Source organism: Streptomyces phaeoluteigriseus (assembly GCF_001896135.2).
Taxonomy (GTDB): Bacteria; Actinomycetota; Actinomycetes; order Streptomycetales; family Streptomycetaceae; genus Streptomyces; species Streptomyces phaeoluteigriseus.
The window spans coordinates 978,513-1,001,798 of the sequence record NZ_MPOH02000011.1 but is presented as its reverse complement, the minus strand read 5'-3'; the positions used below and the strand labels follow the sequence as shown (position 1 = coordinate 1,001,798).

Annotated in this window: 15 protein-coding genes and 6 pseudogenes; 15 read left to right on the top strand and 6 right to left on the bottom strand. The window is 72.9% G+C overall.

Translation table 11 applies throughout. From position 1 onward, the window contains the following. Window positions 1-205 precede the first annotated feature (205 nt). Complete coding sequence (locus tag BM536_RS40780) at window positions 206-505, top strand: hypothetical protein (protein WP_073493993.1); 300 nt, start codon at window positions 206-208, stop codon at window positions 503-505. A 19-nt stretch (window positions 506-524) separates the two neighbouring features. Here BM536_RS40780 and BM536_RS15600 read toward each other — a convergent pair whose 3' ends face one another. Continuing rightward, window positions 525-1,505, bottom strand: a complete 981-nt coding sequence (locus BM536_RS15600; protein WP_073493991.1) for an NAD(P)H-quinone oxidoreductase — start codon at window positions 1,503-1,505, stop codon at window positions 525-527. A gap of 149 nt (window positions 1,506-1,654) precedes the next feature. Between BM536_RS15600 and BM536_RS15595 the strand changes: the two genes are divergently transcribed. Both BM536_RS15595 and BM536_RS15590 read left to right on the top strand, forming a co-directional pair. Beyond that, on the top strand, window positions 1,655-2,659 hold the full coding sequence (locus BM536_RS15595) for an ATP-binding cassette domain-containing protein (RefSeq protein ID WP_073493989.1): 1,005 nt from the start codon (window positions 1,655-1,657) through the stop codon (window positions 2,657-2,659). Then, window positions 2,656-3,504 carry an ABC transporter permease gene (locus tag BM536_RS15590; RefSeq protein WP_073493987.1) on the top strand — a complete coding sequence of 283 codons (849 nt, stop codon included), beginning with the start codon at window positions 2,656-2,658 and terminating at the stop codon, window positions 3,502-3,504. The genes BM536_RS15595 and BM536_RS15590 overlap by 4 nt, the downstream gene beginning before the upstream one ends. Window positions 3,505-3,521: 17 nt before the next feature. Here the strand turns inward: BM536_RS15590 and BM536_RS15585 are convergent. Beyond that, a pseudogene (locus tag BM536_RS15585) lies at window positions 3,522-4,184 on the bottom strand (potassium channel family protein); the annotation flags it as partial. A 234-nt stretch (window positions 4,185-4,418) separates the two neighbouring features. On the opposite strand from BM536_RS15585, the gene BM536_RS15580 reads away from it, so the two are divergent. Further along, window positions 4,419-5,423, top strand: coding sequence for a potassium channel family protein (locus BM536_RS15580; RefSeq protein ID WP_094103040.1), 1,005 nt, complete (start codon window positions 4,419-4,421; stop codon window positions 5,421-5,423). Window positions 5,424-5,641: 218 nt separating this feature from the next. Here the strand turns inward: BM536_RS15580 and BM536_RS15575 are convergent. Further along, window positions 5,642-5,891, bottom strand: a pseudogene (locus BM536_RS15575) (molybdopterin molybdenumtransferase MoeA); the annotation flags it as partial. A 460-nt stretch (window positions 5,892-6,351) separates the two neighbouring features. Here BM536_RS15575 and BM536_RS15570 point away from each other — a divergent pair. The 8 genes and pseudogenes from BM536_RS15570 (at window position 6,352) to BM536_RS15535 (ending at window position 16,560) form a co-directional block, all read left to right on the top strand. After that, a pseudogene (locus BM536_RS15570) lies at window positions 6,352-7,145 on the top strand (TIGR03084 family metal-binding protein). Next, window positions 7,142-8,824, top strand: coding sequence for an acyclic terpene utilization AtuA family protein (locus BM536_RS15565; protein WP_094103039.1), 1,683 nt, complete (start codon window positions 7,142-7,144; stop codon window positions 8,822-8,824). The pseudogene BM536_RS15570 and the gene BM536_RS15565 overlap by 4 nt, the downstream one beginning before the upstream one ends. Next, complete coding sequence (locus tag BM536_RS15560) at window positions 8,821-10,419, top strand: acyl-CoA carboxylase subunit beta (RefSeq protein ID WP_073495902.1); 1,599 nt, start codon at window positions 8,821-8,823, stop codon at window positions 10,417-10,419. The genes BM536_RS15565 and BM536_RS15560 overlap by 4 nt, the downstream gene beginning before the upstream one ends. Before the next feature lie 11 nt (window positions 10,420-10,430). Next, window positions 10,431-12,277, top strand: a pseudogene (locus BM536_RS15555) (acetyl/propionyl/methylcrotonyl-CoA carboxylase subunit alpha). 147 nt (window positions 12,278-12,424) lie between these two features. Beyond that, on the top strand, window positions 12,425-13,561 hold the full coding sequence (locus tag BM536_RS15550) for an acyl-CoA dehydrogenase family protein (protein WP_073495904.1): 1,137 nt from the start codon (window positions 12,425-12,427) through the stop codon (window positions 13,559-13,561). Between the two features lie 46 nt (window positions 13,562-13,607). Next, entirely contained in the window at window positions 13,608-15,176 is a 1,569-nt protein-coding gene (locus BM536_RS15545; protein ID WP_073495905.1) for a 4-coumarate--CoA ligase family protein, read from the top strand. Between the two features lie 47 nt (window positions 15,177-15,223). Continuing rightward, on the top strand, window positions 15,224-15,961 hold the full coding sequence (locus BM536_RS15540) for an enoyl-CoA hydratase family protein (protein WP_094103038.1): 738 nt from the start codon (window positions 15,224-15,226) through the stop codon (window positions 15,959-15,961). Next, window positions 15,949-16,560, top strand: a complete 612-nt coding sequence (locus tag BM536_RS15535) for a TetR/AcrR family transcriptional regulator (RefSeq protein ID WP_073495907.1) — start codon at window positions 15,949-15,951, stop codon at window positions 16,558-16,560. The genes BM536_RS15540 and BM536_RS15535 overlap by 13 nt, the downstream gene beginning before the upstream one ends. 68 nt (window positions 16,561-16,628) lie before the next feature. Here the strand turns inward: BM536_RS15535 and pdxH are convergent. Beyond that, window positions 16,629-17,257, bottom strand: a pseudogene (gene pdxH / locus BM536_RS15530) (pyridoxamine 5'-phosphate oxidase). Window positions 17,258-17,535: 278 nt separating this feature from the next. On the opposite strand from pdxH, the gene BM536_RS15525 reads away from it, so the two are divergent. Then, a complete protein-coding gene (locus BM536_RS15525) occupies window positions 17,536-18,636 on the top strand; it encodes a citrate synthase 2 (protein ID WP_073495909.1) in 1,101 nt (366 codons plus the stop codon). 16 nt (window positions 18,637-18,652) lie between these two features. On the opposite strand, the gene BM536_RS15520 is transcribed toward BM536_RS15525, so the two are convergent. After that, window positions 18,653-19,681: an isopenicillin N synthase family dioxygenase gene (locus BM536_RS15520; protein ID WP_073495911.1), complete on the bottom strand. Its 1,029-nt coding sequence runs from the start codon at window positions 19,679-19,681 to the stop codon at window positions 18,653-18,655. A gap of 635 nt (window positions 19,682-20,316) precedes the next feature. On the opposite strand from BM536_RS15520, the gene BM536_RS15515 reads away from it, so the two are divergent. After that, the gene (locus BM536_RS15515) at window positions 20,317-20,769 is read left to right on the top strand and encodes a GNAT family N-acetyltransferase (RefSeq protein WP_073495913.1); all 453 of its coding nucleotides are present in this window, start codon (window positions 20,317-20,319) and stop codon (window positions 20,767-20,769) included. 144 nt (window positions 20,770-20,913) lie between these two features. Beyond that, window positions 20,914-22,355 (top strand): annotated as a pseudogene (locus BM536_RS15510) (PAS domain-containing protein). Window positions 22,356-22,387: 32 nt separating this feature from the next. Here the strand turns inward: BM536_RS15510 and BM536_RS15505 are convergent. Then, entirely contained in the window at window positions 22,388-23,143 is a 756-nt protein-coding gene (locus BM536_RS15505) for an SIS domain-containing protein (RefSeq protein ID WP_073495914.1), read from the bottom strand. Window positions 23,144-23,286 lie beyond the last annotated feature (143 nt).

The following is a 23,286-nucleotide window of genomic DNA, read 5'->3' as shown; positions in this document are numbered from 1 at the left end:
GAGGGAGTCGGGGGGCGGGGCCGGGGGTCGGGGGCCGGAGCACGAACGCGTCCCGTCGTATCCCAGGGTTCCGTCTTACGCCCCCGTATCGACCTCCCCGGCCGGATCGGCGTCCGCCTCTTCCGTCTCTTCCGCTTCGTCCGCCTCGCCCTCAGTGTCCTCCGGTGGCCCCGATCGGGCCGGCAGCCGGGCCGGGGAGGGGCGGGTGCGGCCCGGCCGCACCGAGGAGGCGCCCCAGGAGGACGTGGAGGTTCTCGACGAGGAGACGCCCGCCGCCGAGGAAGCGGGCTTCGGTGAGGTGCCGGTCGCGGAGCCGACGGCCGCGGAGCCACCCGAGGCCGGGCTCGTCCCGTCCGCCTCGCCGCAAGCCGTGGGGCGGACCGACGCCGCCGAGGAACAGCCCGTCGGACGGATGCTGCGGATCCTGCCCCTCGGCAGCGGTCTGGTCCTCGTCGGCCTGGGCCTCGGCCTCGCCTTCGTCGGCCTGCGGCTGCGCCGCGGCTAGCGGGAACGGCGGCGCCGTGTCAGCGCGCGACCAGCAGGACCTTGCCGACGTGCCCGCTGTCCTCGACGACACGGTGGGCCGCGGCGGCATCGCTCATCGGGAGTTCGCGGTCCACGACCGGACGGACATGGCCGGCGGCGAGCAGCGGCCAGACGTGTTCGCGTACGGCGGCCACGATCGACGCCTTCTCGCCGAGGGGGCGGGCCCGCAGCGAGGTCGCGCTGATCGCGGCACGTTTGCCGAGCAGCGCGCCGATGTTCAGCTCGCCCTTGACGCCGCCCTGCATGCCGATGATCGCCAGCCGGCCGTTGACGGCGAGGCTCTGGACGTTGCGGTCCAGGTACTTGGCGCCCATGTTGTCGAGGATGACGTCGGCGCCGGCACCGTCGGTGGCCTGCTTGATCTCGGCGACGAAGTCCTGCTCGCGGTAGTTGATCAAGATGTCCGCGCCCAGTTCGGCGCACCGCTCCAGCTTCTCCTTGCTGCCCGCGGTGACGGCGACCTTGGCGCCGACGGCCTTGGCCAACTGGATCGCCATGGTGCCGATGCCGCTGGAGCCGCCGTGCACCAGCAGCGTCTCGCCGGGGCGGAGGTGGGAGATCATGAAGACGTTCGACCAGACCGTGCAGGCCACCTCGGGCAGCGCCGCGGCCCGGACGAGGTCGACCCCCTCGGGCACCGGAAGCAGTTGTCCGGCCGGTACGGCGACCTTCTCGGCGTATCCGCCGCCCGCGAGCAGGGCGCACACCTCGTCACCCACGGCCCAGTCGGAGACGCCGGGGCCGAGCGCGACGATCCGGCCGGAGCACTCCAGACCGGGGTAGGGCGAGGCGCCCGGCGGCGGGTTGTAGAAGCCCTGGCGCTGAAGGACGTCGGCACGGTTGACGGCACTGGCCACCACCTCGACCAGGGCCTCGCCCTCGCCGGGTACGGGATCGGGCACCTCGTCCCACACCAGCGCCTCGGGACCACCGGGTTCGGGAATCGTGATCGCATGCATGTGAGGGACGCTACCCCTCGGTCGCTGGTCGCAGCCTCCTCGGTCGTTGGGCTGATCCGTGGCGAAAATCCTGTGCGCGACCGATGAATTCGCGCGACGGTAAAGGTCTCCCCATGCATCAGCCAAAATGCGCGGAAGGACACCCCACCATGAGCCAGCACACCGCCGGCCTGGCGATCGAGACCGCGGGCCTGGTGAAGACGTTCGGTGAGACCCGGGCCGTGGACGGCGTGGACCTCGCCGTCCCCACCGGCACCGTCTACGGCGTCCTCGGCCCGAACGGCGCGGGCAAGACGACCACCGTGAAGATGCTCGCCACCCTCCTGCGGCCCGACGGCGGCCAGGCCCACGTGTTCGGCCACGACGTCGTCCGCGAGGCCGACGCGGTGCGCGGCCTGGTCAGCCTCACCGGGCAGTACGCGTCCGTGGACGAGGACCTCACCGGCGCGGAGAACCTGGTGCTGCTGGCCCGGCTCCTCGGGCACGCCAAGAAGCCCGCGCGCGAGCGGGCCGCACAGTTGCTGGAGGCATTCGGGCTCACCGACGCGGCCGCGAAGCAGGTCAAGCACTACTCGGGCGGCATGCGCCGCCGTATCGACATCGCCGCGTCCATCCTCAGCACGCCCGACCTGCTCTTCCTCGACGAGCCGACGACCGGGCTCGACCCGCGCAGCCGCAACCAGGTGTGGGACATCGTGCGGGCGGTGGTCGCCCAGGGCACCACCGTGCTGCTGACCACCCAGTATCTGGACGAGGCCGACCAGCTGGCGTCCCGCATCGCCGTGATCGACCGCGGCAAGGTGATCGCCGAGGGCACGAAGGGCGAGCTGAAGGCGTCCGTGGGCGCCGGCTCCGTCCATCTGCGGCTGCGGGACGCCGAGCAGCGTCCGCAGGCCGCGGAGGTGCTGAGCAGGGTGCTGGACGCGCAGGTACAGCAGGACCCCGACCCGGTGGCCCTGACGGCCCGGCTGGCCGCCGCGTCCGGCGACACGGCCGCCGAGCAGGCGGCACGGGCGCTGAGTGAGCTGGCCAGGACCGGCATCACCGTCGACAACTTCTCGCTGGGCCAGCCCAGCCTGGACGAGGTCTTCCTCGCCCTCACCGGACACGACACCCAGGCGGACGACGCCGTGAAGAACGAGGTGGCCGCATGAGCACCGTGACGACCAAAGAGACCCAGGACCTCGCGCCCGTCCGCACCGACTCCCTCGCGGCCCTGCTGGTCGCCAAGGAGCGCCCGCCACGGCCGAGCGCCTGGTCGGCCTCCCTCACCTTCGGCTGGCGGGCCATCCTCAAGATCAAGCACGTGCCGGAGCAGCTGTTCGACGTGACGGCGTTCCCGATCATGATGGTGCTGATGTACACGTACCTCTTCGGGGGTGCCCTGGCCGGGTCGCCGGAGGAGTACATCCAGTTCCTGCTGCCGGGCATCCTGGTGATGTCGGTCGTGATGATCACCATGTACACGGGCGTCTCGGTGAACACGGACATCGAGAAGGGCGTCTTCGACCGATTCCGTTCACTGCCGATCTGGCGGCCGTCGACGATGGTCGGCTATCTCCTCGGCGACGCCCTGCGCTACACCATCGCGTCCGTGGTGATGCTCACCGTCGGCATGATCCTCGGCTACCGGCCCGACGGCGGGTTCCTCGGCGTCGTCGCCGGGATCGCCCTGCTGGTCGTCTTCTCGTTCGCGTTCTCGTGGATCTGGACGATGTTCGGTCTGCTGCTGCGCACGGAGAAGTCGGTGATGGGCGTCAGCATGATGGTGATCTTCCCGCTGACCTTCCTGTCCAACGTGTTCGTCGATCCGAGGACCATGCCGGGCTGGCTCCAGGCGTTCGTCAACAACAGCCCCGTCACCCACCTCGCGTCCGCGGTGCGCGGGCTGATGGCCGGGGACTGGCCGGCCGCCGAGGTCGCCTGGTCGCTGGGGTGGGCGGGACTGTTCGTGCTGGTCTTCGGGCCGGTGACGATGCGGCTGTACAACCGCAAGTAGGGGCCTTGTGGCCCGGCTCAGAAGCGCAGTGCCTTCGGCGGCTCCGGAGGCACTCGCACGATGGTGACCAGGCGGTCCGTCAACTCCAGCACGCCGACGGCCGGATCGTCGTAGGCAAGCACCCGGTGTCCGCGGACGACGCTCACCACCAGGTCGGCCATCTCACGTGGAGCGCGCCCCGACTCGGCCTTGGTGACCGGCCGTTCCACGATGTCGAGACCGCTGCCCTGGTGCAAGAGGTCCTCCATCACGCGGCCCGCCGCAGGACTGAGCACGGACAGTCCGAGGAGCCGCCCGGCCGCTCCCGCACTGGTGATGACCTCGTCGGCGCCGGACTGCTTCAGCAGCGGCGCGTTCTCCTCCTCGCGCACCGCGGCCACGATCTTCGCCCGCGGGTTGAGCTGGCGGGCCGTCAGCGCCACGAGGACGGCCGTGTCGTCGCGTTCCGTCGCGATGATGATCCGGCCGGCCCGCTGTACCTCCGCCCGTCGCAGCACGTCACTGCGGGTGCCGTCGCCGACCACGCCCTCGTAGCCCTCGGCCGTCGCCGCCTCGATCATCTTGGCGCCGGGGTCGATCACGATGACCTGCTCCTTCCGCAGCCCCGACGCGCAGGCGGTCCGGATCGCGGACCGGCCTTTCGTGCCGAAGCCGACGACGACAGTGTGGTCGCGCAAGGGGACCTCCGGGTTGCTGGGGCGAAAGCTCGTACGCAACGGGTGTCGCGTACTGACGGGTGCGACTCCGCCGGGAACCATGGTGCCCACCGATCGGATCACCACCACAGGGGGCCACGCGATGCGAGACCAAGAACGACACCCAGCCGGGCCGGGACGTCTCTCTCTCCTGCGGTCGTTGTGGTACCGCTCGCGCGCCGAGGCGCGGGACGACGCCGAGCGGGCCGCTCCATCACGATGCCCTTGCAGAGCGCCCTCCCCCCGCTCCAGCAGGTGCTGCGCCGCCTCTCCCTGGGCCTGCTGGTGCTGCTGGTCACCACGTTGATCGTCTATCTCGACCGCGACGGCTACAACGACAACTCCGACGGCAGCCTCGACTTCCTCGACGCCGCCTATTACGCCACCGTCACCCTCTCCACCACCGGTTACGGCGACATCACCCCGGTCAGCGACTCCGCCCGGCTCATCAACATCCTCGTCATCACACCGCTTCGCGTGCTCTTCCTGATCATCCTGGTCGGCACCACCCTCGAAGTCCTCACCGAGCGCACCCGTCAGCAGGTCCGCATCCACCGCTGGCGCAGCCGCACCCACCGGCATGTCGTGGTCGTCGGCTACGGCACCAAGGGCCGGCACGCGGTGGAGACGCTCGTCGGGCAGGGCATCCCCAAGGACCAGATCGTCATCGTGGACGTCCAGGGCAAGGCCGCGCACGCGGCCGGGGACGACGGGCTGGTGTCGGTGATCGGGGACGCCACCCGCTCGGAGACGCTCCTCAAGGCCGAGGTCGCCCACGCCTCCCGGGTGATCGTGGCCCCACAACGCGACGACACCGCCGCCCTGGTCACGCTCACCGCCCGCCAGCTGAACCGGCGCGCCACGATCGTCGTCGCCGCGAGGGAGGACGAGAACGTGCCGCTGCTCAAGCAGAGCGGCGCTGACACCGTGATCACCAGCTCAAGCTCCGCCGGGCGGCTGCTGGGCGTCGCCATGGTCAGCCCGACCGTGGCCAGGACCCTGGAGGACCTCATGACCCTCGGCAGCGGCCTGGACCTCATCGAACGCCCCGTCACCGAGCAGGAGGCGGGCAAGTCGCCGCGCGCATCCAGCGACCTGGTCGTGGCCGTCGTCCGCGGCAAGGACCTTCTGGATTTCGCCGACGCCCGCCTCACGCAGCTCCAGGCGGGGGACCGGGTGATCACGGTCAGCCGGGCGAAGACGGCCGTGGCCGAACAGGTGTGAGGCAGGAGCGGGGTGCCGGAACGGGGGCCGGGAGTCGGGACGCGAGTCGGATGTCGGGAGTCTGGGCGGTGGGCGGCAGGCAGCGCCCGCCCTTGGCGGCAGGCAGCGCGGTAGGCAGCCCGGCCGTTTCACCGGACTGTTTCACGTGAAACAGCCGGAGCTGGCCTATCCGGGTGTTTCACGTGAAACAACCGGATGACTCGACCTCTTCGGATGTTTCACGTGAAACAGGCACCGATTCCCGCTGCGGCCCACGGAAGATCGAGCAGCTCCGCCTCCTGACCGGCCCGCGCGCCACCGGGCGGTACGACGGCGAGCGCGTCGGCCGCCGCGATCCCCCGCAGCATCGCCGGGCCGTTGTAGTGCAGCGGCACAGCGTGGTCGCCGCGGCAGGACGACCGGGACGAGCCGGGTGTCATGCGGGTGACCGTGAGCGCGGGTGTACGGGGCGGACGGCCGGGGTGACGCGCGCCGGCCGGGGTGATCTCCCCCCGGAGTCGGGGGCGAGGGAGGCGGACCGGCGGCCCCGCTCGCGTGCCGTGCTGGGGGCAGCGGCCCCGACCGGATGGCCCGGTCGGAGTCCCGGGTGAGGGAGGCAGGCCGGCGGTGGCCCCCGCTCACCAGTGCGCAGAGCAGCGGCCCCGGCCGGATCGCCAGGCCGGCGCCGGCCCCACTCGCACGCGTGTCGGGCGGGCGGGGCCCTGGTCGCGTGCCGGGACGAGGCGGCAGCCGCTGTCACGTATCCCGACCGGGCGCTGCCCGCGCCGACTCGCCGACCGCCGACTCGCCGACTCGCCGACCGCCGACTCGCCGACCGCCGATCCGCCGACCGCCGATCCGCCGACACTCCCGCCCCCGTCCCACTCCCGCCCAATAAATCATGCAAGCATGCTTGATTGTTTCTGGGGCCGCTGCCATGCTCCTCCCCATGGCCGACCCGACGCCCGTGCTCGACGACCTGCGTGCCGAAAGCGACGAACTCGACCGGCTGGTGGCCGGGGCGGTCCGGATCGCTGGGGCCTCCCGACCCCCGCCCCCGGCTGGACCGTCGCCCACCAGATCGCGCATCTCGCCTGGACCGACCGCTCCGCCCTGCTCGCCGTCACGGACGAGGACGGGTTCCGGACCCTGGTCGAACAGGCGCTCGCCGCCCCCGACTCCTTCGTCGACCAGGGCGCCGAGGAAGCCGCCGTCCTCCCGCCCGCCGAGCTGCTCGCGCGCTGGCGCACAGGCCGCGCCGCCCTCGACGAGGCGCTGCGCGAGGCCCCGGCCGGCGCCCGGTTCCCCTGGTACGGCCCCCCGATGGCGGCCGCCTCCCTCGCCACCGCCCGCCTCATGGAGACCTGGGCCCACGGTCTGGACGTGGCCGAGGCCCTCGGCGCCACCCACGCCCCCACCGACCGCATCCGGCACATCGCCCGCCTCGGCGTCCGCACCCGGGACTTCGCCTTCGGCGTGCACGGCCTCCCCGCCCCGGCCGACCCCGTCCGGGTGGAACTCCGCAGCCCGTCCGGCGAGTCGTGGACGTACGGTCCCGAGGACGCCCCCCAGCGCGTCACCGGCCCCGCGCTCGACTTCTGCCTGCTGGTCACCCAGCGCGCCCACCGCGCCGACCTCGCGCTGCACGCCGAGGGCTCCGACGCCGACCGCTGGCTGGACATCGCCCAGGCCTTCGCGGGGCCGCCCGGCACCGGCCGCCCGCCGAAGCAAGGCGCCCGGTGACGGCCCGGCCCCTGCGCGTCGGCAACGCCTCCGGCTTCTACGGCGACCGCTTCGACGCGATGCGCGAGATGCTCACCGGCGGCGAACTGGACGTCCTCACCGGCGACTACCTCGCCGAGCTGACCATGCTGATCCTCGGCCGGGACCGCCTCAAGGACCCCTCCGCCGGGTACGCCCGCACCTTCCTGCGCCAGTTGGAGGAGACCCTCGGCCTCGCGCACGAGCGGGGGGTCAGGATCGTCACCAACGCCGGCGGCCTCGACCCGGCCGGACTCGCCGACGCCGTACGGGCGCTGGCCGACCGGCTCGGCATCGCCGTACGGGTCGCGCATGTCGAGGGCGACGACCTCGGGCCCCGGTATCCCGGCAGCCTCACCGCGCACGCCTACCTCGGCGGCTTCGGCATCGCCGCCTGTCTGCGGGAGGGCGCGGACGTCGTGGTGACCGGGCGGGTGACGGACGCGGCCCTGGTCACCGGGCCCGCCGCCGCGCACTTCGGCTGGGGGCCCACCGAGTACGACCGGCTCGCGGGAGCCGTCGTCGCCGGGCACGTCCTGGAGTGCGGGACGCAGGCCACCGGCGGCAACTACGCCTTCTTCGGGGAGGGCGACGTCCGCAGGCCCGGCTTCCCGCTCGCCGAGCTGCACGCGGACGGCGGCAGCGTCATCACCAAGCATCCGGGCACGGGCGGCTTCGTCGACGTCGGCACGGTCACCGCGCAACTGCTGTACGAGACGGGCGGCGCCCGGTACGCGGGACCGGACGTCACCGCCCGGCTGGACACCGTACGGCTCACCCAGGACGGCCCCGACCGCGTCCGGATCGACGGCGTACACGGCGAGGCCCCGCCGCCGGACCTCAAGGTGGGCCGCACGCGGATCGGCGGGTTCCGCAACGAGGTCGTCTTCGTGCTGACCGGCCTCGACATCGAGGCCAAGGCGGCTCTGGTACGCCGGCAGATGGCGGACGCGTTCGCCAAGTCGCGGCCTGAGGACATCCGTTGGGACCTGGTCCGCACCGACCGCCCCGACGCCGGGACGGAGGAGACGGCGAGCGCGCTGCTGCGGCTCGTCGTCCGCGACCCCGACCGGAGCGTGGTCGGGCGGGCGCTCAGCGGCGCGGCCGTGGAACTGGCGCTGGCCAGTTATCCCGGCTTCCACGTGCTCGCGCCGCCCGGCAAGGGCGCCCCCTACGGGGTGTTCGAGGCCGCGTACGTCCCGCGGGGCGAGGTGGACCACGTGGCCGTCCTCGCCGACGGCCGCCGCGTCCCCGTGCCTCCCGCCGCCGACACCCTCGGCCTGGACGACGTACCGCCACCGCCGCTGCCGGCGCCGCCGCCGGCCGGGCCCGTGCGACGGGCGCCCCTCGGGCTCGTCGCCGGAGCCCGCAGCGGTGACAAGGGCGGGGACGCCAACGTGGGCGTGTGGGTGCGGTCGGAGGCGGCCTGGCGGTGGCTCGCCCAAACCCTCACCGTCGACCGGTTCCGCGAGCTGGTCCCCGAAAGCGACGGGTTGCGCGTCACCCGGCACGTCCTGCCCCGGCTGCGCGCCCTGAACTTCGTCGTCGAGGGCCTCCTCGGCGCCGGTGTCGCCTCGCAGCACCGCTTCGACCCGCAGGCCAAGGCGCTCGGCGAATGGCTGCGCTCCCGCCACCTGGACATCCCGGAGGACCTGCTGTGACCGTCCTGTCGTCGGCGCTCGACCCCCACGGCCCCGACCACCGAGCCCACCGCGACAGCATGCTCGCCAAGCTCGCCGACCTCGACGCCGAGCACGCCAAGGCGCTGGCGGGCGGTGGCGAGAAGTACGTCGCCCGGCACCGGGGGCGCGGCAAGCTGCTGGCCCGCGAGCGCGTCGAGCTGCTCCTCGACCCCGACACCCCGTTCCTGGAACTGTCGCCGCTGGCGGCCTGGGGCAGCGAGTACGCGGTCGGCGCCTCCCTCGTCACCGGCATCGGGGTCGTCGAGGGCGTCGAGTGCCTGATCACCGCCAACGACCCCACGGTGCGCGGCGGCGCCAGCAACCCGTGGTCGCTGAAGAAGGCCCTGCGCGCCAACGACATCGCGCTCGCCAACCGGCTGCCCTGCATCAGCCTGGTGGAGTCCGGCGGCGCCGACCTGCCCTCGCAGAAGGAGATCTTCATCCCCGGCGGCGCGATCTTCCGGGACCTGACCCGGCTGTCCGCGGCCGGCATCCCGACCGTCGCCGTCGTCTTCGGCAACTCCACGGCCGGGGGAGCGTACGTCCCCGGCATGTCCGACCACGTGATCATGGTCAAGGAGCGGGCGAAGGTGTTCCTGGGCGGGCCGCCGCTGGTGAAGATGGCGACCGGTGAGGAGAGCGACGACGAGTCCCTGGGCGGCGCGGAGATGCACGCGCGCGTGTCCGGTCTCGCCGACCACTTCGCCGTCGACGAACAGGACGCCCTGCGCCAGGCCCGGCGGGTCGTCGCCCGCCTCAACCACCGCAAGGCGTACGACGATCCCGGACCGGCCGAGCCGCCCAGGTACGACCCCGAGGAACTCCTCGGGATCGTCCCCGGCGACCTCAAGGTGCCGTTCGACCCGCGCGAGGTGATCGCCCGGATCGTCGACGCCTCCGACTTCGACGAGTTCAAGCCGCTCTACGGGACGAGCCTGGTCACCGGCTGGGCGAGCCTGCACGGCTACCCGGTCGGCATCCTCGCCAACGCCCAGGGCGTGCTGTTCAGCGCCGAGTCCCAGAAGGCCGCCCAGTTCATCCAGCTCGCCAACCAGCGCGACATCCCCCTGGTCTTCCTGCACAACACCACCGGCTACATGGTCGGCAGGGAGTACGAGCAGGGCGGCATCATCAAGCACGGGGCGATGATGATCAACGCGGTCTCCAACTCCAGGGTCCCCCACCTCTCCGTCCTCATGGGCGCCTCGTACGGCGCCGGCCACTACGGCATGTGCGGGCGCGCCTACGACCCCCGCTTCCTGTTCGCCTGGCCCAGCGCCAAGTCGGCCGTGATGGGCCCGCAGCAGCTCGCCGGGGTGCTCTCCATCGTCGCCCGCCAGTCGGCCGCCGCGAAGGGCCTGCCCTACGACGACGAGGGCGACGCGGCCCTGCGCGCGATGGTCGAGCAGCAGATCGAGTCCGAGTCGCTGCCCATGTTCCTGTCCGGGCGGCTGTACGACGACGGTGTCATCGACCCGCGCGACACCCGCACCGTCCTCGGCCTGTGCCTGTCGGCCGTCCACACCGCCCCCTACGAGGGCACGCGGGGCGGATTCGGCGTCTTCCGGATGTGAGGGACCTACCAGTGATCACTTCTGTGCTCGTCGCCAACCGCGGCGAGATCGCCTGCCGCGTCTTCCGCACCTGCCGTGCGTCGGGAATCCGCACGGTCGCCGTGCACTCGGACGCCGACGAGAACGCCCTGCACACGCGCGTGGCCGACACGGCCGTACGGCTGCCGGGCACCACTCCCGCACAGACGTATCTGCGGGCCGACCTGATCGTGAAGGCGGCCGTCACGGCGGGCGCGGACGCCGTGCACCCCGGCTACGGCTTCCTCTCCGAGAACGCCGGCTTCGCCCGCGCCGTCCTGGACGCCGGCCTCGTCTGGATCGGGCCGCCGCCCGAGGCGATCGAGGCCATGGCGTCCAAGACGCGGGCGAAGGCGCTCATGGGGCTCGACCCGCTGCGCGCCGACGACGTGACCGAGGCCGACCTTCCCGTCCTGGTGAAGGCCGCCGCGGGCGCGGCGGACGCGGCATGCGCGTCGTGCGCCGCCCGGCCGAGCTGAAGCCCGCCCTCGAGGGCGCGCGCGCCGAGGCCGCGAGCGCCTTCGGCGACGGCGAGGTCTTCGTCGAGCCCTACCTGGAGAACGGCCGCCACGTCGAGGTGCAGATCCTCGCCGACACCCACGGCACGGTCTGGGCGCTCGGCACCCGCGACTGCTCCCTCCAGCGCCGCCACCAGAAGGTCGTCGAGGAGGCCCCGGCCCCCGGACTCTCCGACGAACTCGCCGACGAGCTGCGGACGCTCGCCGTGCGGGCCGCGCGCGCCGTGGACTACACCGGAGCCGGAACCGTCGAGTTCCTCGTCGCCGACGGCCGCGCCCACTTCCTGGAGATGAACACCCGCCTCCAGGTCGAACACCCCGTCACGGAGGCCGTCTTCGGCATCGACCTGGTGGCGGAGCAGATCCGCGTCGCGGAGGGCCACGCCCTGGCCGCCGAGCCGCCACGCGCGCGCGGCCACGCCGTCGAGGCCCGCCTCTACGCCGAGGACCCGGCGGCCGACTGGACCCCCCAGACCGGCACCCTGCACCGCCTTGCCGTCCCCGAGGGCGTCCGCCTCGACACCGGCTTCGGCGACGGCGACACCATCGGCGTCCACTACGACCCCATGATCGCCAAGGTCGTCGCCCACGCCCCCACGCGCGCGGAGGCCGTCCGCAGCCTCGCGGGCGCCCTGGAGAAGGCGACCATCCACGGCCCGGTCACCAACCGCGACCTCCTCGTCGCCTCCCTGCGGCACGAGGAGTTCACCTCCGCCCGCATGGACACCGGCTTCTACGACCGCCACCTCACGACCCTCACGGCACCGGCCCCCGACCCGTACGCCCCGCTGGCGGCGGCCCTGGCCGAGGCCCACGGCCGCTCCCGCTTCGGCGGCTGGCGCAACCTGCCCTCCCAGCCGCAGACCCGCCGCTACCTCCTGGCGGGCGAGGAACACGAGGTCCGCTACCACCACACCCGGAGCGGCCTCACGGCGGACGGCGTGCACGTCGTCCACGCGGACGCGGCCCTCGTCGTCCTGGAGGCGGACGGCGTACGGCGCAGGTTCCAGGTGGCCCGCCACGGCGACCGCGTCCACGTGAACGCCACCACCCTCACCGCCCTGCCGCGCTTCCCCGAGCCCGAGAACCAGCGCGCCCCCGGCTCCCTGCTGGCCCCGATGCCCGGCACGGTCGTCAAGATCGCGGACGGCCTCGTCACCGGATCGAGTGTCCGGGCGGGCGAACCGATCGTGTGGCTGGAAGCGATGAAGATGCAACACGTCATCTCGGCACCGGCGGCGGGGACGCTGACGGCACTGCCGGTGACGACGGGACAGCAGGTGGAGGTCAACGCACTCCTGGCGGTGGTGCGGACGCCCTAGGGCCTGTCGTTTGGATCAGGTCGCGGGAAATCGACAGCGCTGTTCAGTGCCGGACCCCGCGTCTGCGGCGTGATCCGAACGACAGGCCCCAGGACGACAGGACCCACGCGCCCAGCCACGGACGAGCCGCACGCGAAGGAGCCCACCATGACCACCCTGATCGAGTCCGACGAGCACAAGGCCCTCCGGGCAGCGGTATCCGGCTTCGCCAAGGACCACCACGCCTCCACGAACGGCGACCTGTGGCAGCAAGCCGCCAAGCTCGGCTACATCGGCGTCAACCTCCCCGAGGAGTACGGAGGCGGAGGCGGCGGCATCGCCGAACTCTCCCTCGTCCTGGAAGAACTCGGCACCGCGGGTTCCCCCCTGCTGATGATGATCGTCAGCCCGGCCATCTGCGGCACGGTGATCGCCCGCTTCGGCACGGACGCCCAGAAGCGGGAGTGGCTCCCCGCCCTCGCCGACGGCTCCCGCCTGATGGCCTTCGGCATCACCGAGCCCGACGCCGGCTCCAACAGCCACCGCATCACCACCACCGCCCGCCGCGACGAGGCGAGTGGCGACTGGCTGCTGACCGGCCGCAAGGTGTTCGTCTCCGGCGTGGACATCGCCGACGCCACCCTCATCGTCGGCCGCACGGAAGACTCCCGCACAGGCCGCCTCAAGCCCTGCCTGTTCATCGTCCCGCGCGACGCCCCCGGCTTCACCCGGCGGCCCATCGACATGGAACTGCAAGCGGTGGAGAAGCAGTTCGAGCTGGTCCTGGACGACGTACGGCTGCCCGCCGGGGCACTCGTCGGCGACGAGGACGCGGGGCTGCTCCAACTGTTCGCCGGCCTCAACCCGGAGCGCATCATGACGGCCGCCTTCGCGATCGGCATGGGCCGCTACGCCCTCGGCAAGGCAATCGCGTACGCCCGCGAGCGCACCGTCTGGAAAACCCCCATCGGCGCCCACCAGGCCATAGCGCACCCCCTCGCCCAGGCCCACATCGACCTCGAACTGGCCCGCCTGATGATGCAGAAGGCGGCCCATCTGTACGACGCCGGGGACGACGCCGGCGCGGGCGAGGCCGCCAACATGGCGAAGTACGCCGCCGGGGAGGCCTGCGTGAAGGCGGTCGACCAGGCGGTGCACACCCTCGGGGGCAACGGCCTCACCCGCGAGTTCGGCCTCGCCTCGCTGATAACGGCCTCGCGCGTGGCTCGTATCGCCCCGGTGAGCCGGGAGATGATTCTCAACTACGTCTCCCACCAGACCCTGGGCCTGCCCAAGTCGTACTGACCGTCCGGTCGCCCGCCGGTCATCCGCCGGGCAGCGAGGAGGAACCATGTTCCGCAGCGAGTACGCAGACGTCCCGCCCGTAGACCTCCCCATCCACGACGCCGTGCTGGGCCACGCCGCCGGGTTCGGCGACCTGCCCGCCCTCGTCGACGGCACCGACGGCACCACTCTCACCTACGAGCAGGTGGACCGGTTCCACCGGCGGATCGCCGCCGCCCTCGCCGAGGCCGGCGTCCGCAAGGGTGACGTCCTCGCCCTGCACAGCCCCAACACCGTGGCCTTCCCGACCGCGTTCTACGCCGCCACGCGCGCGGGGGCCACCGTCACCACCGTGCACCCCCTCGCCACCGCCGAGGAGTTCGCCAAGCAGCTCGGCGACTCGGCCGCCCGCTGGATCGTCACCGTCTCCCCGCTGCTGGAGACGGCCCGCCGGGCGGCCGAACTGGCGGGCGGCGTCGAGGAGATCTTCGTCTGCGACAGCGCCTCCGGGCACCGCTCACTGATCGACATGCTCGCCTCCGCCGCTCCCGAGCCGCAGGTCGTCATCGACCCCGTCGAGGACGTCGCGGCCCTGCCCTACTCCTCGGGCACCACCGGCGTCCCCAAGGGCGTGATGCTCACCCACCGGCAGATCGCCACCAACCTCGCCCAGCTCGAACCGGCGATCACGGCGGGCCCCGGCGACCGCATCCTCGCGGTTCTCCCCTTCTTCCACATCTACGGCCTCACCGCCCTGATGAACGCGCCGCTGCGCAAGGGCGCCACCGTCGTCGTGCTGCCCCGCTTCGACCTGGCGACGTTCCTCGCGGCCATCCAGAACCACCGCATCACCGGCCTGTACGTGGCCCCGCCGATCGTCCTCGCCCTCGCCAAACACCCGGCGGTCGCCCAGTACGACCTGTCGTCCCTGCGGTACGTCATCAGCGCCGCCGCACCCCTGGACGCGGGCCTCGCCGCCGCCTGCTCCGCCCGCCTGAACCTGCCGCCCGTCGGCCAGGCCTACGGCATGACGGAACTGTCGCCCGGTACCCACGTCGTCCCCCTGGACGCCATGCGGGAGGCGCCCGCCGGCACCGTCGGCAAGCTGATCGCCGGCACCGAGATGCGCGTCGTCTCCCTCGACGACCCCGCCAAGGACCTCGGCGTCGGCGAACCGGGCGAGATCCTCATCCGCGGCCCGCAGGTCATGAAGGGCTACCTGGGCCGCCCCGACGCCACCGACGCCATGATCGACGGCGACGGCTGGCTGCACACCGGCGACATCGGCCGCGTGGACGCCGGCGGCTGGCTGTTCGTCGTCGACCGGGTCAAGGAACTCATCAAGTACAAGGGCTTCCAGGTGGCCCCCGCCGAACTGGAGGCCCTGCTCCTGACCCACCCCGGCATCGCCGACGCCGCCGTCGTCGGCGAGTACGACGGCGACGGCAACGAGGTGCCGCACGCCTACGTCGTCCGCCAGCCGACCGCCCCCGACCTCGCCGAGGGGGAGGTCGCGATGTACGTCGCCGAACGCGTCGCACCGTACAAACGCGTCCGCCTCGTCACCTTCCTCGACGCCGTCCCGCGCGCGGCCTCCGGGAAGATCCTCCGCCGCGAACTGCGGGAACGCCCATGACCGCACCGGAGCAGGCACCCAGGACGGCGACAGCGGGAGCAGCAGCCATGACCTCGCTGATCGGCCGCACCCGTGAGCGCGGCGTCGAGACCCTCAGCCTCGACGCCACCGGCACGCGCAACGCCCTCTCGGCACCCCTCGTCGCCGCACTCGCCGACGCGCTCACCGACTGCGCCCAGGACCCCGACGTCCGGGCGGTCGTCCTCACCCACACCGGCGGCACCTTCTGCGCCGGAGCCGACCTGCGCGACCCACCCGCCCCGGACGCGTTCGTCGCCCTGCTGCGCCGGCTCGTCGAACTGCCCAAGCCGGTCGTCGCCCGCGTCACCGGCCACGTCCGCGCCGGCGGCCTCGGTCTCCTCGCCGCCTGCGACATCACCGCCGCCTCCACCGCGTCGACGTTCGCCTTCACCGAGGTACGCATCGGCGTGGCCCCGGCGGTCATCTCCCTTCCGCTCCTCCCGCGCACCGACCCCCGCGCCCTGTCCCGCTACTACCTCACCGGCGAACGCTTCGCCGCCCCCGAGGCGGCCCGCATCGGCCTGCTCACCGCGACCGCCGACGACGTCGACGCCGTACTCGCCCCCGTCCTGGACGGCCTGCGCAAGGCCGCCCCCCAAGGCCTGGCGGAGACGAAACGACTGCTCACGGTTAGGGTGCTGGAGGCGTTCGAGCGGGACGCGGCCGATCTCACCGCGCTCTCCGCCCGACTGTTCGCCTCCCCGCAGGCCCGCGAGGGAATGACGGCATTTCTCGAACGACGGGAACCCGCATGGGTGTTGTGAGCCCGGTCGACCGCGACCGCGCCCCCAAGCAGGACCGCAGCCGGGCCACCCGGCAGCGGCTCCTGGAAGCCGCCGTGGCCTGCCTCGCCGAACACGGCTGGGCGGGTTCCACGGTCTCCGTCGTCGCCGAGCGGGCCGGTGTCTCCCGCGGCGCCGCCCAGCACCACTTCCCCACCCGCGAGGACCTCTTCACGGCCGCCGTCGAATACGTCGCCGAGGAACGCTCCCTCGCGCTGCGCGCCCTGTTCCCGCAGGGCGCGGCGGGCGACCGGCGTGCCGTCGTCTCCGCCCTCGTCGACCTGTACACCGGCCCCCTCTTCCGGGCCGCCCTGCACCTGTGGGTCGCCGCCTCCAACGAGGAACAGCTCCGCTCACGCGTCACGGAACTGGAGGCGCGCGTCGGTCGCGAGACGCACCGCATAGCCGTCGAGCTCCTCGGCGCCGACGAGTCCGGGCCCGGCGTCCGCGAAACCGTCCAGGGCCTCCTCGACATGGCCCGCGGCCTCGGCCTCGCCAACCTGCTCACCGACGACGCCCCCCGCCGCGACCGGGTCGTCACCCAGTGGGCGGCCCTGCTCGAACAGAACCTCGGCCGCTGAGCGACCGGTCCGGTGCGGTCGCCGGACCGGACGGACCGGACGGACCGGACGGACCGGATGAGCCGCCCTCAGGGGCTGAGCCGCTCCACCCGCCAGCCGCCGTCCGCCTCCGCCATGTACCGCAGGCGGTCGTGCAACCGGTTCTCCCGGCCCTGCCAGAACTCCACCGACTCCGGCGCCACCCGGAACCCGCCCCAGTGCGGCGCACCGGCACCTGCTCACCCTCCGGATACCGGGCCGCCAGCTCGGCGTAGGAGGCGTCGAGGTCGTCGCGGGAGGCGATCACCGCGGACTGCACGCTCGCCCACGCGCCGAGCTGCGAGCCGTGCGGCCGGGTCCGGAAGTACGCCGCCGTCTCGTCCCGCCCCGTGCGCCGCGCCACACCCCGCACGATGACCTGCCGAGCCATCGGATGCCACGGGAACAGCAGGGAGACGTGCGGATTCTCCGCGAGGTCGCGGGCCTTGCGGGAGTCGAAGTTCGTGTAGAAGACGAAGCCCTGCTCGTCGAAGTGCTTCAGCAGCACCGTGCGGGACGAGGGCCGTCCCCGGGCGTCCGCCGTGGAGACGACCATGGCGTTCGGCTCGAACAGGTGCGCCTCCGAGGCGGCCTGCTTGAACCAGCGCGCGAACTGCGCCACCGGACTGGCGGCCAGGTCGGCCTCGTCGAGGCCCTCCGCCCGGTACTGCTTGCGCATGGAGGCGGGATCGGGAGAGACGGTTTCTGCGTGGTCCACGCCGTCATCTTGCCGCACCGGAGCCCTCCGCAGCAGGGCCTTCCCCACCCCGAGGTGGCACTGAGTGCCGTGACACTCCCCAAAGGTGGCACTCGGGGATATGGTGCTGGTGCCACCCCGGTGGGGTGACCGCCGACCGCACGGGGCATCACCGGGGTGACCGCCCAGGACCGCGAGTCCCCGCACGGACCGCGGAACCACCGGCGCCACCTGTCGCACACATCACGAGGAGCCGCCTGATGTCCGACTTCGTACCCGGACTCGAAGGAGTCGTCGCGTTCGAGACGGAGATCGCCGAACCGGACAAGGAGGGCGGCGCACTCCGGTACCGGGGCGTCGACATCGAGGACCTGGTCGGCCACGTCTCCTTCGGCAACGTATGGGGTCTGCTCGTCGACGGAGCCTTCAACCCCGGACTGCCGCCCGCCGAGCCGTTCCCCATCCCGGTCCACTCCGGCGACATCCGCGTCGACGTCCAGTCCGCGCTCGCCATGCTCGCCCCCGTCTGGGGCCTCAAGCCGCTCCTCGACATCGACGTCGAGCAGGCCCGCGAGGACCTCGCCCGCGCCGCCGTCATGGCGCTGTCGTACGTCGCCCAGTCCGCCCGCGGCCAGGGCCGCCCCATGGTCCCGCAGAGCGAGATCGACAAGGCCCAGTCTGTCGTCGAGCGGTTCATGATCCGCTGGCGGGGCGAGCCGGACCCCAAGCACGTCGCCGCCGTCGACGCCTACTGGACGTCCGCCGCCGAGCACGGCATGAACGCGTCCACCTTCACGGCCCGCGTCATCGCCTCCACCGGCGCCGACGTCGCCGCCGCCCTCTCCGGCGCCGTGGGAGCCATGTCCGGCCCGCTGCACGGCGGCGCCCCCTCCCGTGTCCTCGGCATGATCGAGGAGATCGAACGCACCGGCGACGCCGAGGCCTACGTCAAGCAGGCCCTCGACAAGGGCGAACGCCTCATGGGCTTCGGCCACCGCGTCTACCGCGCCGAGGACCCCCGCGCGCGCGTGCTGCGCCGTACCGCCCGCGAACTGGGCGCACCCCGCTTCGAGATCGCCGAGGCCCTGGAGAAGGCGGCCCTCGCCGAACTCCACGCCCGCCGCCCGGACCGCGTCCTGGCGACCAACGTGGAGTTCTGGGCGGCCATCGTCCTCGACTTCGCCGAGGTCCCCGCGCACATGTTCACGTCGATGTTCACGTGCGCCCGCACCGCCGGCTGGTCGGCGCACATCCTGGAACAGAAGCGCACCGGCCGCCTGGTGCGCCCCTCCGCCCGCTACATCGGCCCCGGCTCCCGGGGCCCGCGCGACGTCGAGGGCTTCGACGACATCGCGCGCTGAGCCGAACCGGCGGCCGTCACGCGGGGCTGAGCAGCTCCGCGTGATGCCGCTCGGCGACCAGCGGATGGGCCCGCAGCTTGCCCTTCAGCTCGTTGAACCCGTACTCCGCGAACAGCGGGTTGGCCGGATCGTCGGTGACGCCCGGCGCGGCGCCGGCGTGCGGGAAGGGCAGCGGCTCCACGCGCGCGTCCAGCCGGGGGTTGTAGAAGAACGGCACGGAGAACCGCTCGACCGCGCTCGGCGGCGACACCACCCGGTGGTTGGTGGCCAGCAGATAGCCGTTCGTCGCCACCTCCAGCAGCTCACCGAGGTTGACGACGAAGGCCCCCGGCAGCGGCGGCACGTCATGGAAGCGCCCGTCCTCGCGCTGCACCTGGAGTCCGCCCACCTGGTCCTGGAGCAGCAGCGTCAGGAACCCGTAGTCCTTGTGGGCGCCCACCCCCTGACCGGTGCCGTCGCCCGCGCTCCCCGGATAGCGCACCAGCTTCAGATGCGGATGCGCGTGCTCGCCGAACACCGGGTCGTAGAAGTCCGCGGGCGCTCCGATCGCGGCGAGCAGCTCGTGCAGCAGCTTCTGCGCGACACCGCTGAGCCGCTCGACCCACCGCAGCGCGGCCACCCGCAGCTCGGGCAGCCCGGCGGGCCACTGGTTGGGCCCCTCCAGCCACCAGTAGGCGGGCTCCCCGGGCCCCGGCACCCGCGCCGGCCGCTCCGCCCCGATGTCCAGCTGGTCGCGCCAGTCCTGCCGGCCACCGGTCCGCTCGTCACCGGTCCGCGTGTAGCCCCTGAAGTGCGGCGAGTTCACGTTGTCGATCGCGAGCCGCTCGGCCTCGGGCAGGGCGAAGAACCGCCGGGTCGCGGAGGTCAGCGCGGCGGTCTCCGCCCCGCTCACCCCGTGCCCCACGAGCTGGAAGAACCCCACGTCGTGCGCGGCGCTGTGCAGCTGCGCGTGCAACAGCGCCCGGGCCCGGGGCCCGCGGTCGGCGGCGGAGAGATCGATGATCGGCAGTTGCTGGTACGACGGGTTCGTCGACGTGTTCGTCATGGTGCGTCCGCAAGGTGTACGGGTCCCGCGCGGGCGCCGGGGTGGGGCGGGCGCACGGGTGCCAAGTGGGCAGGGAAGGGGGGAACGCGAGCGGCTGCTGTACCGCGAAGGGGGCCGGACAGCTCAGAGGGAGCGTCGACAGCCCGTGCTCGTGACGCGGACGTAGTCCACGTGGCGGCGTCGTACGAGCGGAAGCATGCGCTCAGAGTACTCCTCGCCCATGAATCCGTAAGTGGCGCACATCACGCGCCGAAGATTCCACGGACGGGCGGCCCGGACGCCAAGGGTCCGTACACGCGGACGACCCGCGAGTCTGGTCCTCCGGGGGAGGGCCGGCCGGACTTACCGGCGACTCGCGGGTCGGGTGACTGCGTTGAACTGGCCGGCTGCGTGCGTCGCGCACACGCTGGTCCGGCACCCACTGCTGGGTGTGGTGGCGGGCCGCTAGCCCGCAGTCACCTCACGAGTCCGGGAATAACACATCTACCGGATCACCTCCTTTCGCGTGTGCCGCCACCTTAAGAACCGTTCCGCCGCCCGATCAACCGTTTTTCGCAAGAGGTTCGTTCGTCCACGAGACCGGTGGACCCCGCAACCCCGTTGACGCCCGCCCGGCCGCGCGATTGCCTGGGGCGGTGACCGATCTTCGTCTTCGCATCGCGCCGGTCGTCGGCGAGGCCATGCTCGAACAGTGGCGGCACGTCCACAACGCGATCGTGCCCCCGGCCGCCATGTCCCTCGACGAGGCACGCGCGCGTGCCGGCCGCCACCGCCTGGACAACGCCTACGTCGGAGACGTCCTCGTCGGCTGCTCGACGGTGCGGCCCCCGGAGGGCGAGGAGGCGGTGGCGACCGTCATCGCGCGCGTGCTGCCGCCGTACCGCCGTCGCGGGCACGGCACCGCGCTGTACGACCACGGGCTCCCCCACGCGCGCGTGCTGGGCGCCCGCGCCGTGGAGACGTGCGTGCTGGCCGTCAACGAGGACGGTCTGCGGTTCGCCGAGGCGCGTGGGTTCGTCGAGACGGAGCGCTACACGCTGGACGGCGAGAGCGATGTCTGGGTCGACCTGCGGCTGGCCGCGACCTAGCTCGACGAGGCGCGGCCGGCACCGAGAGGCGTACCTGGCGGGACCGGCGTACGACGATTCCTCTGCAATCTTGCGGGAACCATATGTGGGCTGCGTCACGTTCAAGTTGAATGAGGGCACGTGAGCGAACCTGAGGGGGTCCAGGTGAGTGCTTCCCGCCGTAGTGGGACCACCGACGAACTGGGACCGGACGAGCCCGAGCGGCCCGGCCCGGAGGGTCCGGACGGCTCGGATCTGCTCGCCGCGCTGCTGGACGGGATGGACGCGGCCCTGTGCGCCTTCGACGCCGACGGCGTCGTCACCCACTGGAACCGCGAGGCGGAGCGCATCCTCGGCTGGACCGCCGCGGAGGCGGTCGGCAGGTCCGGCTTCGCCGGCTGGGCGGTGCGCGAGGCGGACGCCGAGGAGGTCGAGGGCCGGCTGATGGCGGCCATGCGGGCGCCCGGCCGGCAGGTGCACGAGTTCGCGCTGCTCACCAAGGACGGCGGCCGGGTCCTCGTGCGCACCCAGTCCGCCGCCGTCCGCGGCCCCGACGGCAAGCCCGCCGGGCTGTACTGCGCGTTCAGCGAGGTGCACACCCAGATCGACCTGGAGCGCTCCATCGCGCTCAGCGAGGCCCTCTTCGAGGAGGCGTCCTGGGGCGTGGTCCTCGTCGACGCCGACCTGCGCCCCGCCGTCGTCAACGCGCACGCGGCCCGCGCGCTCGGCACGGGCCGTACGGCGGTTCTGGGCCGCCCGCTGGGCGACCTGCTCACCCGCGGCGTCGAGGAGCTGGAGAACGCGCTGACGCACGTCCTCGCCGAGGGCGCCCCGCCCGCGCCCGCCGAGATGTGGGTGGGCGTGCGCACCCCGGAGGGCGAGAAGCGGCGCTGCTGGCGCAGCGGGTTCGTGCGGCTGGCCTCGCCGCTCGCCGAGGAGCCGGTGCCGCTCGGCGTCGGCTGGCTGTTCCAGGACGTCACCGAGGCCAAGCAGAGCGAGCAGGAGGCGGCACTGCTGCGGTTCCGGACGAACCAGCTGCACCGGGCCTCGAGGGCGGCCGCCGAGTGCGAGGACCCGGCGGAGGCGGCGACGGTCCATCTCGACTTCGCGCTCGCCGGGTTCGCCGACCACGCCGTGATCGACCGTGTCGCGGGCCCGCCGAGGGCGGACGGGGAGTCGGACGCCCCGCCGCGGCTGGTGCGGGTGGCGGCCACGCCCTCGGGCGCTCCGGGGCCCAGCGTCCTCACCGGCCACGCGGGCCTGCCGGTGGGGTACACGGAAGGCCACCCGGCCCTCCAGTGCGTGGCCGCGCCGGCTCGGTGCGCGCCTCCGCGGGCAGCGTGGCGCCGGACCGCTCGCGCGAGTGGGCACGCGCGCGACAGTGGCCCGAGGACACCGTGCACGCGCTGTGCGCGGTCCTGCGCAGCCGCGGCCGAACCCTGGGCGTCGTGACGTTCCTGCGCACGGTGGGCCGTACCGCCTTCGAGCGGTTCGACTCGCCGTACGCCGAGGATGTGGCCGTCCGCATGGCGGCACTCCTGGATCTGGCCGACCTCGTCGAGGTCACCGGGTCAGCCGGTCCCGCCGGAGGCGGTGACGACGCCTGACACGCGCCTGACCCTCGCCCCGGTGCGGTTCCTCAGTGCCGGTAGAAGATCCGGTCCCGGTACTCGTCCATGATCCGGCCGTTCCACTCGTGGCCGCCGTCGATGTTGCCGGAGCGCAGCAGCGGGGGCTCGATGCCGCGTGCCGCGAGAGAGGCGGCCGCCGTGGCCATGACCGCCTGGAGGAGGGCCGCGGTGACGACGGTGGAGGCGGGCGCGAAGGGCGCGGGGACGGTGTCGAGGGTCAGCTCGGCGTCGCCGACCGCGATCTTCGAGTCGAGGACCAGGTCGCAGTGATCCTTGAGGAAGGTCCCCGACACGTGCCGGGACTTCGTCTCGGTGGCGTACGCCACCGAGGTGACACCGATGACCTTCACGCCCAGGGCACGCGCGTTGAGGGCCATCTCCACGGGGAGCGCGTTGCGGCCCGACAGCGAGACGATCACCAGGGCGTCTCCCGCGCGCACCGGCGAGGTGTCCAGGACGGCGCTCGCCAGGCCGTCGACGCGCTCCAGGGCGGAGCCGAGGGTGGCGGGCGTGACGTCGACGCCCACGACGCCCGGCACGGCCAGCAGGTTCATCAGGGCCAGGCCGCCCGCGCGGTAGACGATGTCCTGCGCGGCGAGCGAGGAGTGGCCCGCGCCGAAGGCGAAGAGGCGTCCGCCGGAGGCGACGGTGTCGGCGAGGAGGACACCGGCGGCCTCGACGGCCGCCGCCTCCTCGTCGCGAACCCGCTGCAACAGGCCGATCGCGGCGTCGAAGAACTGCGCGGCGGGCGTGCGGTCACTCATCCGAGGGGGCCCCTTTGCCGAATCCGGTGTCCGTGTCCGTGTCGCGGATCACGGTGCGGTCTGGACCAGCGCGCTGTCAATACGGCGGCGACGGGGCGCGGACGGGGGTCCGGACGTGGCAGGCCGGGGGCCTTCGTGGTCCG

What these genes read in the sequence shown, in the direction of transcription:
- BM536_RS15600 (WP_073493991.1), bottom strand. Translation starts at nt 1,505, where the DNA reads ATGCATGCGATCACGATTCCCGAACCCGGTGGTCCCGAGGCGCTGGTG.
- BM536_RS15595 (WP_073493989.1), top strand. Translation starts at nt 1,655, where the DNA reads ATGAGCCAGCACACCGCCGGCCTGGCGATCGAGACCGCGGGCCTGGTG.
- BM536_RS15590 (WP_073493987.1), top strand. Translation starts at nt 2,656, where the DNA reads ATGAGCACCGTGACGACCAAAGAGACCCAGGACCTCGCGCCCGTCCGC.
- BM536_RS15580 (WP_094103040.1), top strand. Translation starts at nt 4,419, where the DNA reads ATGCCCTTGCAGAGCGCCCTCCCCCCGCTCCAGCAGGTGCTGCGCCGC.
- BM536_RS15550 (WP_073495904.1), top strand. Translation starts at nt 12,425, where the DNA reads ATGACCACCCTGATCGAGTCCGACGAGCACAAGGCCCTCCGGGCAGCG.
- BM536_RS15545 (WP_073495905.1), top strand. Translation starts at nt 13,608, where the DNA reads ATGTTCCGCAGCGAGTACGCAGACGTCCCGCCCGTAGACCTCCCCATC.
- BM536_RS15540 (WP_094103038.1), top strand. Translation starts at nt 15,224, where the DNA reads ATGACCTCGCTGATCGGCCGCACCCGTGAGCGCGGCGTCGAGACCCTC.
- BM536_RS15535 (WP_073495907.1), top strand. Translation starts at nt 15,949, where the DNA reads ATGGGTGTTGTGAGCCCGGTCGACCGCGACCGCGCCCCCAAGCAGGAC.
- BM536_RS15525 (WP_073495909.1), top strand. Translation starts at nt 17,536, where the DNA reads ATGTCCGACTTCGTACCCGGACTCGAAGGAGTCGTCGCGTTCGAGACG.
- BM536_RS15520 (WP_073495911.1), bottom strand. Translation starts at nt 19,681, where the DNA reads ATGACGAACACGTCGACGAACCCGTCGTACCAGCAACTGCCGATCATC.
- BM536_RS15505 (WP_073495914.1), bottom strand. Translation starts at nt 23,143, where the DNA reads ATGAGTGACCGCACGCCCGCCGCGCAGTTCTTCGACGCCGCGATCGGC.